The organism is Cronobacter sp. EKM101R (assembly GCF_963888145.1).
GTDB classification, from domain to species: Bacteria; Pseudomonadota; Gammaproteobacteria; order Enterobacterales; family Enterobacteriaceae; genus Cronobacter; species Cronobacter turicensis.
Genome location: NZ_CAWPHW010000062.1, coordinates 181,565 through 195,047 on the forward strand (window position 1 = coordinate 181,565; position 13,483 = coordinate 195,047).

Here is a 13,483-nt window from a genome sequence, read left to right on the forward strand (position 1 = left end):
ACCGAATGCGGATCTCCCTCCCTTCTGGTCCAGCACTCTGGCGGGCGAATACCTTTGACGCCAGGGTTTGCGCATGGCGTTTCGTTGAATCCGTACTATGAATCTAACGCTAAAAAATACTCTTGCTGCACGCGGCATCGCTCTCGATCCGTGGATTGGCTTCTATTTTCTGCAATCGTTATTAATTAATTTCGCTCTGGGTTATGAATTCAGCCTGCTGTACGCCGTCGCGTTTTGCTGCGTCCTGCTGCTGCTGTGGAAAACCGCGCCGCGCGCGCAAAAAGGCCTTTTAGCCATCTGCTCTCTGGTGGCCGGGCTCTATTTCCCTTTCGGGCAGACCTACGGTGCGCCGAATTTCAACACGCTGCTGGCCATGCACGCCACCAATATGGAAGAGTCGACAGAGCTGCTGACGATTTTCCCGTGGTACAGCTATGTGGTGTCGCTGTTTATTTTTACGCTCGGCATTATCGCGGTGCGCCGCACGCCGCAGGGCTCCTCCCGCTGGCAGCCGTTTGACAGCCTCTGTCTTGCGGTCAGCGTGGTGAGTTTTTTCGTCACGCCGGTGCAAAACCAGCTTTATGGCGGCGTGTTCGCGCTGAAAGACAGCGGTTATCCGGTGTTTCGCTTCGTTAAAGATGTGGTGGTGAATAACCACGAAGTGCTGGAAGAGCAGCAACGCATGGAGGCGCTCTCTAAAATCAAAGACTCCTGGAACGTGCTGGCGGTCGCGCCGAAATATCACACCTATGTGGTGGTCATCGGCGAGAGCGTACGTCGCGACGCGGTAGGCGCGTTTGGCGGCCAGTGGGATAACAGCCCGTTTGCGAGCCGCGTTAACGGTTATCTGTTTACCGATTACATCGCCGCCAGCGGGTCGACGCAGAAATCCCTGGGGCTGACGCTCAACCGCGTCGTCGATAATAAACCGCAGTATCAGGATAATTTCGTCACGCTCGCCAACCGCGCGGGGTTCCAGACCTGGTGGTTCTCGAATCAGGGACAGATAGGCGAATATGACACCGCCATCGCCAGCATCGCGAAGCGCGCCGATGAAGTGCAGTTTTTAAAAAGCGGCGATTTCGAGGCGGATAAAAACACGCGCGATGAAGCGCTGCTGAAGATGACGGCTCAGGTGCTGGCGACCCAGCGCCCGCAGCCGCAGCTTATCGTGCTGCATCTGATGGGCTCGCACCCGCAGGCCTGCGACCGTACCCAGGGCAAATATGCGGAGTTTGTGCAGTCGAAAGAGACCTCCTGCTATCTCTACAGCATTCGCCAGACCGACGACCTCTTAAGCCAGCTTTACCAGCAGTTGCAAAACAGCGGGCAGAGTTTCTCGATGGTCTATTTTTCTGACCACGGCCTTGCCTTTAAAGAACGCGGCAAAGCGGTGCAGTACCTGGCGCATGACGATAAATTTCAGCAAAATTTTCAGGTGCCGTTTATGGTGCTCTCAAGCGACGATAAAGCGCACCGGATTATCAAAGCAAGGCGCTCGGCCAATGATTTCCTGAGCTTTTTTGCGCAGTGGACGGGAATCAAAGTGAAAGAGATAGCGCCGAAATATAAATTTATTTCCGGGCAAAAGGCGGGGCCGGTCTTTGTGACTAACTTTAAACTCAACAAGGTGAGCTATGATCACCTCGGCACGGATCTGTTTGACGCGCGCGCTCGTTAACGTACCCTGACGCGATGTGCAGATAAAAAAAATCCGCCCGTGGGCGGATTTTTTCATCACCGAAGTGATTAGAAGCGGTAACCTACGCCTGCGATCCAGGTGCCGATGTCGGTGTTACGCACACGGCTCTGCTCGTAGGAGAAGTCCAGAGCGACGTCCTGAACCGGGTTGAACTGCAGGCCTGCGCCGTAGGAGAAGCCGTAGTCGCTGGTGTCTGCTTTATCAACGCCGTTGGTAGCCTGTGCTTTATCGTAACCCACACCCACTACGCCGTAGATGCTCGCCCAGTCGTTCAGACGGTAAGCCGGACCAGCAGTGATGCCGTAGTATTGGTTTTTGCCATATACGCCATCTTCAGTGCGATCTTTTTCGGTGTAGGTGAAGGAACCGATCACGCCCAGCGGGTTGGTGTCGTCGAACTCATAACGGTATTTCAGGTTGAAACCGTTCATTTTGTTCATCACGCCCTGCGCGTCGCTCTGCGCGTAGCCACCGGTAACGGTAGCGGTGCCAGCAACAGCAGAACCTGCGGAAACGGCCAGAACACAAGCCAGTGCTGAAAGACATGCAATTTTTTTCATAACCACCTCAAATGTGCTTCAAGTAAGTCCTAAGATTTAAATATATCAAAACCCAGCAGGAAACTCTTTGTTGTTCGCGTTGTCTAATGCGCTCTTTCCTGTAACAGAACGTTTCCGCCCGCGTCTATCCTGCTAAAAACACTGGATTTTACCAGGCGGCAATCATTATCGTCTCAGGCCAGGTCATACCGCATCCGGATTATTCCTAAACGCGATTGCGCATTTTTTGCGCTAACGCGAGTATGATAACGGTTAATCCCGGCGCGTTTATCAATGATTGCTCAACCACAATGCAGTTAAATACAGTAAGCTATCGCGTTTACTTATCTTTAACTTTTGCAGGTGCGCAGGATGCCGACGTTACCCCGTAAAACCCCCATCTGGCTGCCCGTTGTGGTGCTCATCGTTGCGATGGCGTCGATTCAAAGCGGCGCTTCGCTTGCCAAATCCTTGTTCCCGGTGGTGGGCGCGCCCGGCGTCACCGCGCTGCGTCTGGCGCTCGGCACGCTGATTCTGGCCGTGGTGTTTAAACCCTGGCGGCTGCGCTTTACCCGCCGTCAGCGGATGCCGCTGCTGGTATATGGCCTGGCGCTGGGCGCCATGAATTACCTTTTTTATCTGTCGATCCGCACCGTCCCGCTGGGTATCGCCGTCGCGCTGGAGTTTACCGGCCCGCTGGCGGTGGCGCTGTTCGGCTCGCGCCGTCCGGTGGATTTTCTCTGGGTCGCGCTGGCGGTGCTTGGTCTGTGGTTTTTGCTGCCGCTGGGCCAGGACGTGACGCACGTCGATCCGCTCGGGGCCGCCTGCGCGTTAGGCGCGGGCGTTTGCTGGGCGATTTACATTATTGCCGGGCAAAAGGCCGGCGCGGAGCATGGCCCGGCGACCGTCGCCATCGGGTCGCTGATTGCGGCGGTGGTGTTTGTGCCCATTGGCGCGGTGGCGGCAGGCGAAGCGCTCTGGCACTGGTCGGTGCTGCCCGTCGGGCTTGGGATCGCCATCCTTTCAACGGCCCTGCCCTACTCGCTGGAGATGACCGCGCTGACGCGTCTGCCCACGCGTACATTCGGTACGCTAATGAGTATGGAGCCTGCGCTGGCGGCGTTTACCGGCATGATCTTTCTTGGCGAGACGCTGACGCTGGTGCAATGGCTGGCGCTGCTGTCGATAATTATCGCCTCGGTCGGCTCGACCCTGACGCTCAGACGTGAAACGCAGATAAAAAGCCTCGACATTGATTAAAAAGAATAACTATTTTCCGGCACGGTTTATGCTGTGTCGGAATATCCTTTTTGTGACAGTTTTAAGATATTTCCGCGTTGCGACTCATTCTCTTTTAAAATATTAACGCGCACGCTTTGCTTTTAATCCCCTGCTGCTATTACCACTATAAAAATACTTACAAAATTACCCAACACATTGTTCTTAAAGAAAAATTTATAGCAAGCACCCCCTCACTATTTATCTGATAGGTACAGCCTCGCCTGCAAACTCAAAACACAGTGCTATACTTAATTCCGTAATTTCCTGGGACACAATCATCAAGAGGATATGAAATTATGGGTACCGCTAAACTGGTTAAAACAAAGGCTTCCGACCTGCTCTACACACGTAATGATGTAGCAGACAGCGACAAAAAGGCCACCATCGAGCTGCTGAACCGCCAGGTGGTTAATTTCATTGACTTGTCGCTGATTACCAAACAGGCGCACTGGAATATGCGCGGCGCGAACTTCATTGGCGTGCATGAAATGCTGGACGGCTTCCGTACCGCACTAACCGGCCATATGGATACCATTGCTGAACGTGCTGTACAGCTGGGCGGCGTGGCGCTGGGCACCACGCAGGTGATCAACAGCAAAACCCCGCTGAAAAGCTATCCGCTGGACATCCACAGCGTTCAGGATCACCTGAAAGAGCTGGCCGATCGTTACGCAATCGTCGCGAATGACGTCCGTAAAGCCATCAGCGAAGCACAGGACGAAGACACTGCGGATATCTTTACCGCCGCGTCCCGCGATCTGGATAAATTCCTGTGGTTTATCGAATCGAACATCGAATAAAACACTCACGCTTCAGACGCTTTACTTATCAGGCCCTCTCCCCCGCGGAGGGGGCTTTGCACTAAAAGAGGGCATTAACTGCCCGACTCCCGCCGCAAACGTTATCTATTTGTAATAATCCTCTCACACAATCGTTAATGAAAGATTGTTTTATCACCGCTTTTCAGGCTAAAAAGGCGACTGGCCCGACTGTCCGCCGCAACGCACTATTTTGGTGCGCCATCGTGGTGCAAAGCAGCGAGAAAAGCGCGCAAATCGTGCAAACGGACTTTTGTCTTGCCTTTCAAAACAGCGGGTTGTAAAACTGGCATGATTTTTTCATGCAGCGCTACGTTCTTATCGGGGATCGCCCCGCGGATAAATAAAGGAAATGCTATGAAGTCTGTTTTTAAAGTTTCCCTGGCAGCCCTGACTCTGGCCTTTGCGGTATCTTCTCAGGCGGCGGATAAGCTGGTTGTAGCAACCGACACCGCGTTTGTTCCCTTCGAATTTAAACAAGGCGATAAATATGTCGGCTTCGACGTCGACCTGTGGGCCGCTATCGCTAAAGAGCTGAAGCTCGATTACACCTTAAAACCGATGGATTTCAGCGGCATTATTCCTGCGCTGCAAACCAAAAACGTCGATGTGGCGCTGGCCGGCATCACCATCACGGATGAACGTAAAAAAGCGATCGACTTCTCCGACGGCTACTACACAAGCGGCCTGCTGGTGATGGTGAAAGCAAATAACAACGACGTGAAAAGCGTGAAAGACCTCGACGGTAAAGTGTTGGCAGTTAAGAGCGGCACCGGTTCCGTGGACTACGCGAAGGCGAACATCAAAACCAAAGATCTGCGCCAGTTCCCGAACATCGACAACGCGTACATGGAGCTTGGCACTAACCGTGCTGACGCCGTGCTGCACGACACGCCAAACATCCTCTACTTCATCAAAACCGCTGGCAACGGCCAGTTCAAAGCGGTAGGCGAGTCTCTGGCGGGCCAGCAGTATGGCATCGCGTTCCCGAAAGGCAGCGACGAGCTGCGCACCAAAGTCAACGGCGCGCTGAAAAACCTGAAAGAGAACGGCACTTACAACGAAATCTACAAAAAATGGTTCGGTACTGAGCCTAAATAATTATTTTTATTGCGTCTCACCCTTCTCAGGGGCGACCTTTCGCCCCTGTTATTTTTGAACCACGGTAACAGTAACAGGAACACATTATGGAGTTTGACTGGAGCGTCATCTGGCCCGCTATTCCCATTCTGCTGGACGGCGCCAAAATGACTCTGTGGATTTCGATCCTCGGCCTGGCGGGCGGTATCGTCATCGGTCTGCTGGCAGGCCTCGCCCGTAGCTACGGCGGCTGGATCTCAAACCACATCGCCCTTGTTTTCATCGAAGTCATCCGCGGAACGCCGATTGTCGTTCAGGTGATGTATATCTACTTCGCCCTGCCGATGGCCTTCCCGGATATCCGCATCGACACCTTCACCGCCGCCGTGATCACTATCATGATCAACTCAGGGGCGTATATTGCGGAAATCACCCGCGGGTCGGTGCTGTCAATCCATAAAGGCTTTAGCGAAGCGGGGCTGGCGCTCGGCCTGTCGCGCCGTGAAACGATTCGCCACGTGATCATGCCGCTGGCGCTGCGTCGCATGCTGCCGGCGCTCGGTAACCAGCTAATCATCAGTATCAAGGATACCTCGCTGTTCATCGTCATCGGCGCCGCCGAGCTGACGCGCAGCGGCCAGGAAATCATCGCCGGCAACTTCCGCGCGCTGGAAATCTGGACCGCCGTCGGGGTTATCTATCTGATAATCACCCAGGTTCTGAACATCGTGCTCCGTATTCTTGAAAGAAGGATGAAAATCCTGTGATCGAATTTAAAAACGTCTCCAAGCATTTTGGCCCGACCCAGGTGCTGCATAACATTGACCTGAACGTGAAGCAGGGTGAAGTCGTGGTGATTATCGGGCCGTCCGGCTCCGGGAAATCCACCCTGCTGCGCTGCATCAATAAGCTGGAAGAGATTACCAGCGGCGATCTGATCGTCGACGGGCTGAAGGTCAACGACCCGAAAGTGGACGAGCGCCTGATCCGTCAGGAAGCTGGCATGGTGTTCCAGCAGTTCTATCTGTTCCCGCACCTGACGGCGCTGGAAAACGTGATGTTCGGCCCGACCCGCGTGCGCGGCGCCAGCAAGGAAGAAGCAGAAACGCTGGCGAAATCACTGCTGGCGAAAGTGGGGCTCGCCGAGCGCGCGCACCACTATCCGTCCGAGCTCTCCGGCGGCCAGCAGCAGCGCGTGGCAATTGCCCGCGCGCTGGCGGTGAAACCGAAAATGATGCTGTTCGATGAGCCTACCTCCGCGCTCGACCCGGAGCTGCGCCACGAAGTGCTGAAAGTCATGCAGGATCTAGCTGAAGAAGGCATGACGATGGTGATCGTGACCCACGAAATCGGCTTTGCCGAGAAAGTGGCGTCGCGCCTGATCTTTATTGATAAAGGCCGCATCGCCGAAGACGGGAATCCGCAGGATCTGATCAAGAACCCGCCAAGCCCGCGCTTGCAGGAGTTTCTGCAGCACGTGTCGTAAGGTTTCCGCCTTCATGAACCCTCTCCCCGGAGAGGGTTTTTTTATGGGCGTCGCGGCAGGTATGCCGCCGTTAAGGCGGGTGCGCTGCGCTTGCCAACCCTACGATCCCTCAAGGCTGACTGGTCTGTTGTAGGGTGATAAAGGTAAGCATAAGCGCACCCACCTTCATCGCCCTGCGGGTGCGCTGCGCTTACCCGCCCTACGATCCTTCAAGGCTGACTGGTCTGTTGTAGGGTGTGTAAGCGTAAGCGCACCCACCTTCATCACCCGGCGGGTGCGCTGCGCTTACCCGCCCGACGATCCCTCAAGGCTGACTGGTCTGTTGTAGGGTGATAAAGGTAAGCATAAGCGCACCCACCTTCATCACCCGGCGGGTGCGCTGTGCTTACCCGCCCTACGATCCCTCAAGGCTGACTGGTCTGTTGTAGGGTGGGTAAGCATAAGCGCACCCACCTTTATCGCCCGGCTCTGTATCCAACCGTTACATTAAACCCACTGCGGAATACTCCTCTTTTCCGGGCTTCGCTTATCCCGGCACTATACTTACCTCTTTGTGTCACTTTCTCAGCCGGAGGAGAGCGTGCCGTGGATTTTGCTGCTGCTTGTCAGCCTGTTTAGCGTCTCAGCCAATGCCGTAAGCCTGCCCGCCGCGGCCGTGGCGGCGTCAACCACGCAGAAAAGCGAGACGCCGTCCGCTGAGCCCGACGCGGATAAAAAGAAAGCCGCTTACGCGGCGCTGGCGGACGTGCTCGAAAACGACGCCTCCCGCAAAGCGCTGATTGAGCAGTTGCGCCAGGCGGCGGCCACGCCCGCCGACCAGCCAACGCCGGTCATTAAACCGCCGGTTAGTGATGAAGAAGATAAAACGGTGCTGGAGAACGTCACCGAAGTTACCCGCCACTACGGCGGCGAGCTTGCCGGACGCTTCGCGCAGCTGCACCGCAATATCACCAACGCGCCGCACAAGGTGTTCAACGAGAAAACCTTCTTCAACGCGCTCACCCATTTCAGCCTGCTCGCGGTCTCGGTCTTTCTTTTTTACTTCGCCGTGCGCGCCTGCGCTATTCCGCTGTACCGCAAAATGGGCCAGTGGGGGCGGCGCCAAAACATCAACCGGGCGAGCTGGGTTCAGCTGCCGCTGATGATTATCCTCGCGTTTATCATCGATCTCGCGCTGCTGGCGCTGACGCTGTTCGTAGGCCAGCTCGCCATTGAGATGATGAACGCGGGCAGCCGCACCATCGCCCGCCAGCAGGGATTGTTTCTCAACGCTTTCGCGCTGATTGAATTCTTTAAGGCAATCCTGCGCCTTATTTTCTGCCCGCGCTTTCCGTCGCTGCGCCCGTTTGTTATCAGCGATGCGAGCGCACGTTACTGGCACCTGCGCTTAAGCGGGCTTAGCAGCCTGATTGGCTACGGCCTGCTGGTGGCGGTGCCGATTATCTCGGCCCAGGTCAACGTGCAAATCGGCGCGCTGGCGAATGTCATTATCATGCTGACCATGACCGCCTGGGCGCTCTATCTTATCTTTCACAATAAGCGCGCCATCACCGCCGGACTGACGCGCGTTGCAGACCGTTCGCTTGCCTTCTTCAGCCTGTTTATCCGCGCGTTCGCACTGGTCTGGCACTGGCTGGCGAGCGCCTATTTCATCGTGCTCTTTTTCTTTTCGCTCTTCGATCCGGGCAACAGCCTGAAAACGATGATGGGCGCCTCGCTGAAAACGCTGGTCATTGTCAGCGTCGCGGCGTTTATCTGCGGCGTGTTCACCCGCTGGCTCAGCAAAACCATCACGCTCTCGCCGCCGGTGCAGCGCAACTACCCGGAGCTGCAAAAACGCCTCAACGGCTGGCTGTCGGTCTCGCTGAAGCTCGCGCGCTTTTTCACCGTCTGCGTGGCGGTGATGCTGCTGCTCAACGCCTGGGGACTGTTTGACTTCTGGACGTGGCTTACCGTGGGCGCCGGCGAGAAAGCCGTCGATATCTTAATCCGCATCTCGCTGATTGTGTTTTTCTCCGCTGTCGGCTGGACGCTGCTGGCGAGCCTCATTGAGAGCCGCCTCGCCTCTGATATTCACGGCCGCCCGATGCCCAGCGCGCGCACCCGCACGCTGCTGACGCTGTTTCGCAACGCGCTGGCGGTGGTCATCAGCACCATTACCATCATGATTGTGCTCTCGGAGATTGGCGTGAACATCGCGCCGCTGCTGGCTGGCGCGGGCGCGCTGGGCCTGGCGGTGTCGTTCGGCTCCCAGACGCTGGTGAAAGATATTATTACCGGCATCTTTATTCAGTTTGAAAATGGCATGAATACCGGCGATCTGGTCACGATTGGGCCGTTAACAGGCACGGTGGAGCGCATGTCGATCCGCTCGGTGGGCGTGCGTCAGGATACCGGCGCGTACCACATCATTCCGTGGTCATCGATCACCACCTTCGCGAACTTCGTACGCGGCATCGGCTCGTTTGTCGCGAACTATGATGTCGACAGGTTTGAAGATACCGATAAGGCCAATCGCGCCCTGCGTGCCGCAGTGGACGAACTGATGGAGCAGGAAGATATCCGCATGCTGGTGATAGGCGAGCCGAATGTGGTGGGCATCGTGGGGCTGACCAACACCGCGTTTACGATCCGCGTGACCTTCACCACCCAGCCGCTCAAGCAGTGGACGGTGCGTTTCGCACTCGACGGGATGGTGAAAAAGCACTTTGATCTGGCAGGCATTCGCCCGCCAGTGCAGACGGTACAGGTGATGCAGCCGATGCCGGATGCCGCGGCGGCGGCCGAAGCACAAGCCGCGGCAGGCGGCGCGCTGCCACCTGCCAACCCGACGGTATGATTACCGCAGGCGGTTCTGAGCCCAGCGTTCGCGCTGGGCCGTATCGAGAAAACTCCAGGCGATAAAGCGGCTCTGCTTCTGCCCCTGGGCCATCTCTTTTTTAACGACCTTCACCGCGCCCGCCTGCTCCAGCGCGCGGTAGAGCAGCGGCAGGTTATCGCCTTTCGAGACCAGCGTGGTAAACCACAGCACCTGGCGGGCGAACGGCTTGCTCTCGGCAATCATCTGCGTGATAAACCCGACCTCGCCGCCTTCGCACCACAGCTCCTGCTGCTGGCCGCCGAAATTAAGCCCGCTATCGGCCGCAAGCCCCAGATTGCGGCGCTTGCGCGCGTTCCCCGCCTCTGCCGCGTCGGCGGAGTCATGGAACGGTGGATTGCACAGCGTGGCATCGTAGCTCTCATTCTTGTGAATGATGCCGTTGAAAATCGCGCCGGGGGTTTTCTGGCGGCGCAGACGGATCGCGCGGTTAAGCCCCGGATTAGCGTCAACGATGGCGCTCGCGCTGCGGATCGCCTCGTCGCTGGTGTCGGTGCCGGTAAAACGCCAGCCATACTCATGCTGGCCTATCAGCGGATAAATGCAGTTGGCGCCGACGCCGATATCCAGCACGCTCGCCTGCGCGGCCAGCGCGCCGCCGTTGCTTTCGGCAAGCAGATCGGCGAGATGGTGAATATAATCCGCACGCCCCGGTACCGGCGGGCAGAGAAAACCGTCAGGAATGTTCCACTCCCGCACGCCGTAAAAGTGCGCCAGCAGCGCCTGGTTAAGGGTTTTCACCGCCTGCGGATCGGCGAAATCGACGGTCGGCTCGCCCGTGGGCGACGGGCGTACAAAAGCGCCAAGCGCCGGACAACTTTGTGTCAGCGCATCGAAATCATAGCGGCTGTGGTGGCGGTTACGTGGGTGCAGGCCCGGTTTGCGGTTCATCGGCTTCCTCCTGTGTGGGCGCGTACAATACCCGCTGACCCGCCCCTGGTAAATAAGCGCGGCAAAATTTAGCGGGGCGGCTATGATAGTTTTTTTGCCCAGGGAAATGCTATGAGCTATTACTACGAACCGGCACGCGGCCACGGTTTGCCGCACGATCCGCTGAACGCCATCATCGGCCCGCGCCCGATTGGCTGGATAGCCTCGCAGGACGCCGCAGGCCATCGCAATCTCGCGCCCTACAGTTTTTTTAACTGCTTTAACTATCGCCCGCCGATTATTGGCTTCTCCAGCAACGGCTGGAAAGACAGCGTGAAAAATATTGTCGATACCAAAGAGTTCGTCTGGAATCTGGCGACGCGCTCGCTGGCGGTGGCGATGAACGAGACGTCCGCTTCTCTGCCCCACGGCGAAGATGAGTTTGTGCGTGCCGGCCTGACCGCCGCGCCTTCGCGACGGGTGAGCGCGCCGCGCGTCGCCGAAAGTCCGGTGAATTTCGAGTGCCGCCTGAGCCAGTGTATTCAGCTCACCTCCGCGACCGGCGAGCCCATCGACACCTGGCTGGTGCTGGGCGAAGTAGTGGCGGTGCACATCGCCGACACGCTGCTCGAAGATGGCATCTACCAGACGTCAAAAGCGCAGCCGATCCTGCGCGCAGGCGGGCCGAGCGCTTACTACGGCATTGATGATGCCCAGCGCTTCGATCTCGTGCGCCCCGACGCCCGCTAACGCTTTACGCTGCCCGCTACGGCGGGCCCTTCCCGGCAGAGCGCCCCCTTTTTGCTATAATAAGTACTGTGTTTAACCACAGAGGAGGTCTTATGGCTTCAGGTTGGGCAAATGATGGCGCGGTGCAGGATCAAATCGACAGCACCGTTGAAGACGCCGTGGCGCGCGCGCGACGCGACCTGCCGACAGGCGAAAGCCTGGCGTTTTGCGAGATGTGCGATGAGCCGATCCCCGAGGCGCGGCGCAAGGCGATCCCTGGCGTGCATTTGTGCGTCAATTGCCAGCAAAAACAGGACGAACACCGTCAGCGTTACGCTCTCTATAACCGCCGCGGCTCGAAAGACAGCCAGCTCCGTTAAGCCCTCTCGGCGCTCCACTACACGCTTTTACCGTTTCGATGTGTCCATTTGTGCCCTTAAACACCGGGACGGTAAGGGCCTGTAAAGAAGCGTGGGCGTAGCGGGTTATTGATAATAAATTCAGCTGGTTATATTACGTTCAAATTTTTAGAATAAGGCTGTCAATTCTCTTCGGTTTTATATTCTGCTCGTGAATGTGACAATCATCACATCAACGGAACACACCGTGTTTAACAGAACAAACTGCGAGAGAACCCCTATGAAAGCCATCAAATATGCTGTAGCCGCACTGACCCTTTCCGCCTTTACCTTTGCTGCCGGTGCCGCAGAGCAGGTAAGCCCGGCGCAGGCGCAGAACCTGAACAAAATCGGCGTCGTTTCTGCTCAGGGCGCACGCACCCTTGACGAACTGAACGACACCCTGGCGGCGAAAGCGCAAGCAGCCGGCGCGAAGGCTTACAGCATTACGTCTGCCCGCACTAACGATCTGGCGAGCGGCACCGCCGTTATCTATAACTGATTGCCACGCGCCGACTGACAGATACCTTCATTACCCTTAATTGACCTTTGTTACTTTTTTGCCCGCGGCAGATGCTGCGGGCTTTTTTTTGTCAAAACGTCTGTGCGATACGGGCCAGCGCCGACGGAATATCGTGCGCCTCGCCGCTTGCCACCAGCACGCACGCCATCTGGGTTTTGAGCGATTCCGGCACCGGCTCCAGACCGGATAAGCAGCGCTCGGTCCAGCGGGCGGTCACCTCCGGATCTTTCGCCTCCGGCAGCGCCACGGCGCTTACGAGCGCCTCGCTCTGGCGCTCCACCAGAATGCGCATGTTCCGATCTTCAATAAGCGCGATTTGCGGACAGCGCTGCGGGTTAGCGTAGACCTCGCCTTCGGTGCCGTGCATCAGCAAACCGCGTCCGCCGATATCGATAAAGAACTGCCCCACCCGGCTCACATATTCCGGGTGCGAGACGCTGGACAGACGCAGCGCGTCAGATTCGCCAAACGGCGTGGCGAGCTTTGCCAGCGTATGGGCGCTGTTGCGCACCCCAAGCCGCCAGCGCATACCCAGCTGCTTTTCGAGCGGCGGGCAGAGCGCGCCGACCGGGATATAAACCGGGTCGCGCCCGTCCAGTTTCGCCTGCGCCTGGCCTGCGTGCAGCGTCGGCGCGATGCCCATTAGCGTGAAGATAGTTTCGGTCAGCACGCGCGTGGGATCGTCGCTTACGCCATGCACCAGCACCGGAAAGCCGAGACGGCTCAGCAGCAGCGCCAGCAGCGGCGTCAGGTTGGCCTGTTTACGCGCGCCGTTATAGCTTGGTATGACGACAGGCATCGGCCTTGCCACCGGCGGCGTCAGGCGCAGGGTATGCTGCTGCATCGCGTCGTAAAAACCGCGCATCTCCGGCTCGCCCTCGCCTTTAATACGCAGCGCGATCAGAATAGCGCCCATCTCCAGATCCGGTACATCGCCATCCAGCATGTGAGTATAGAGAGACCGTGCGGTATCCCGGTCCAGATCACGCGCATGGTTTTTTCCCCGGCCTACTTCTTTAACGATCGCACGATAATCCATGTTTTCCTCCTTGCAGATACCCTTAATCATAGCCCCGATGCATCATTCTCTGCGATGCGTTACCGCTTTCCCGCCGCAGACGACGCCCCGCCTCTACGCACAATACAAGTTAAGCGTCTGATATGACAAGCGTCTGCGGG

The 13,483-nt window shown here is 57.1% G+C and carries 13 protein-coding genes; 10 read left to right on the top strand and 3 right to left on the bottom strand.

Going from position 1 to position 13,483, the window contains the following annotated elements; translation table 11 throughout:
* Positions 1-97: 97 nt before the first annotated feature.
* Positions 98-1,681: a phosphoethanolamine transferase gene (locus AACV31_RS21185; protein WP_165153439.1), complete on the top strand. Its 1,584-nt coding sequence runs from the start codon at positions 98-100 to the stop codon at positions 1,679-1,681.
* A gap of 68 nt (positions 1,682-1,749) precedes the next feature.
* Here the strand turns inward: AACV31_RS21185 and ompX are convergent, their stop codons facing one another.
* The gene (gene ompX, locus AACV31_RS21190) at positions 1,750-2,262 is read right to left on the bottom strand and encodes an outer membrane protein OmpX (RefSeq protein WP_007707096.1); all 513 of its coding nucleotides are present in this window, start codon (positions 2,260-2,262) and stop codon (positions 1,750-1,752) included.
* 351 nt (positions 2,263-2,613) lie between these two features.
* On the opposite strand from ompX, the gene rhtA reads away from it, so the two are divergent.
* The 6 genes from rhtA (at position 2,614) to ybiO (ending at position 9,745) form a co-directional block, all read left to right on the top strand.
* The gene (rhtA, locus tag AACV31_RS21195) at positions 2,614-3,501 is read left to right on the top strand and encodes a threonine/homoserine exporter RhtA (RefSeq protein ID WP_165153437.1); all 888 of its coding nucleotides are present in this window, start codon (positions 2,614-2,616) and stop codon (positions 3,499-3,501) included.
* A 317-nt stretch (positions 3,502-3,818) separates the two neighbouring features.
* Positions 3,819-4,322: a DNA starvation/stationary phase protection protein Dps gene (gene dps / locus AACV31_RS21200; RefSeq protein ID WP_007768605.1), complete on the top strand. Its 504-nt coding sequence runs from the start codon at positions 3,819-3,821 to the stop codon at positions 4,320-4,322.
* Between the two features lie 375 nt (positions 4,323-4,697).
* Entirely contained in the window at positions 4,698-5,441 is a 744-nt protein-coding gene (gene glnH, locus AACV31_RS21205; protein WP_032804426.1) for a glutamine ABC transporter substrate-binding protein GlnH, read from the top strand.
* A gap of 86 nt (positions 5,442-5,527) precedes the next feature.
* On the top strand, positions 5,528-6,187 hold the full coding sequence (gene glnP / locus AACV31_RS21210) for a glutamine ABC transporter permease GlnP (protein WP_007707081.1): 660 nt from the start codon (positions 5,528-5,530) through the stop codon (positions 6,185-6,187).
* Positions 6,184-6,906, top strand: coding sequence for a glutamine ABC transporter ATP-binding protein GlnQ (glnQ, locus tag AACV31_RS21215; protein WP_075199545.1), 723 nt, complete (start codon positions 6,184-6,186; stop codon positions 6,904-6,906). The genes glnP and glnQ overlap by 4 nt, the downstream gene beginning before the upstream one ends.
* Before the next feature lie 580 nt (positions 6,907-7,486).
* On the top strand, positions 7,487-9,745 hold the full coding sequence (gene ybiO / locus AACV31_RS21220; protein WP_165153435.1) for a mechanosensitive channel protein: 2,259 nt from the start codon (positions 7,487-7,489) through the stop codon (positions 9,743-9,745).
* On the opposite strand, the gene rlmF is transcribed toward ybiO, so the two are convergent.
* Positions 9,746-10,675, bottom strand: coding sequence for a 23S rRNA (adenine(1618)-N(6))-methyltransferase RlmF (gene rlmF / locus AACV31_RS21225; protein WP_165153433.1), 930 nt, complete (start codon positions 10,673-10,675; stop codon positions 9,746-9,748).
* 111 nt (positions 10,676-10,786) lie between these two features.
* On the opposite strand from rlmF, the gene AACV31_RS21230 reads away from it, so the two are divergent.
* The 3 genes from AACV31_RS21230 to ybiJ all read left to right on the top strand — a co-directional run bounded on the left by AACV31_RS21230 (position 10,787) and on the right by ybiJ (position 12,283).
* On the top strand, positions 10,787-11,404 hold the full coding sequence (locus AACV31_RS21230) for a flavin reductase family protein (RefSeq protein ID WP_165153431.1): 618 nt from the start codon (positions 10,787-10,789) through the stop codon (positions 11,402-11,404).
* Between the two features lie 92 nt (positions 11,405-11,496).
* Positions 11,497-11,763 carry a DksA/TraR family C4-type zinc finger protein gene (locus AACV31_RS21235; protein WP_015740623.1) on the top strand — a complete coding sequence of 89 codons (267 nt, stop codon included), beginning with the start codon at positions 11,497-11,499 and terminating at the stop codon, positions 11,761-11,763.
* 259 nt (positions 11,764-12,022) lie between these two features.
* Positions 12,023-12,283: a DUF1471 family protein YbiJ gene (ybiJ, locus tag AACV31_RS21240; RefSeq protein WP_007768578.1), complete on the top strand. Its 261-nt coding sequence runs from the start codon at positions 12,023-12,025 to the stop codon at positions 12,281-12,283.
* Between the two features lie 91 nt (positions 12,284-12,374).
* Here ybiJ and ybiB read toward each other — a convergent pair whose 3' ends face one another.
* The gene (ybiB, locus tag AACV31_RS21245) at positions 12,375-13,343 is read right to left on the bottom strand and encodes a DNA-binding protein YbiB (RefSeq protein ID WP_165153429.1); all 969 of its coding nucleotides are present in this window, start codon (positions 13,341-13,343) and stop codon (positions 12,375-12,377) included.
* Between the last annotated feature and the right edge of the window lie 140 nt (positions 13,344-13,483).

Bases quoted from the DNA above. Each gene is read 5' to 3' on its own strand.
- AACV31_RS21185 (WP_165153439.1), top strand. From the start codon at position 98: ATGAATCTAACGCTAAAAAATACTCTTGCTGCACGCGGCATCGCTCTC.
- ompX (WP_007707096.1), bottom strand. From the start codon at position 2,262: ATGAAAAAAATTGCATGTCTTTCAGCACTGGCTTGTGTTCTGGCCGTT.
- rhtA (WP_165153437.1), top strand. From the start codon at position 2,614: ATGCCGACGTTACCCCGTAAAACCCCCATCTGGCTGCCCGTTGTGGTG.
- dps (WP_007768605.1), top strand. From the start codon at position 3,819: ATGGGTACCGCTAAACTGGTTAAAACAAAGGCTTCCGACCTGCTCTAC.
- glnH (WP_032804426.1), top strand. From the start codon at position 4,698: ATGAAGTCTGTTTTTAAAGTTTCCCTGGCAGCCCTGACTCTGGCCTTT.
- glnP (WP_007707081.1), top strand. From the start codon at position 5,528: ATGGAGTTTGACTGGAGCGTCATCTGGCCCGCTATTCCCATTCTGCTG.
- rlmF (WP_165153433.1), bottom strand. From the start codon at position 10,675: ATGAACCGCAAACCGGGCCTGCACCCACGTAACCGCCACCACAGCCGC.
- AACV31_RS21230 (WP_165153431.1), top strand. From the start codon at position 10,787: ATGAGCTATTACTACGAACCGGCACGCGGCCACGGTTTGCCGCACGAT.
- AACV31_RS21235 (WP_015740623.1), top strand. From the start codon at position 11,497: ATGGCTTCAGGTTGGGCAAATGATGGCGCGGTGCAGGATCAAATCGAC.
- ybiJ (WP_007768578.1), top strand. From the start codon at position 12,023: ATGAAAGCCATCAAATATGCTGTAGCCGCACTGACCCTTTCCGCCTTT.
- ybiB (WP_165153429.1), bottom strand. From the start codon at position 13,343: ATGGATTATCGTGCGATCGTTAAAGAAGTAGGCCGGGGAAAAAACCAT.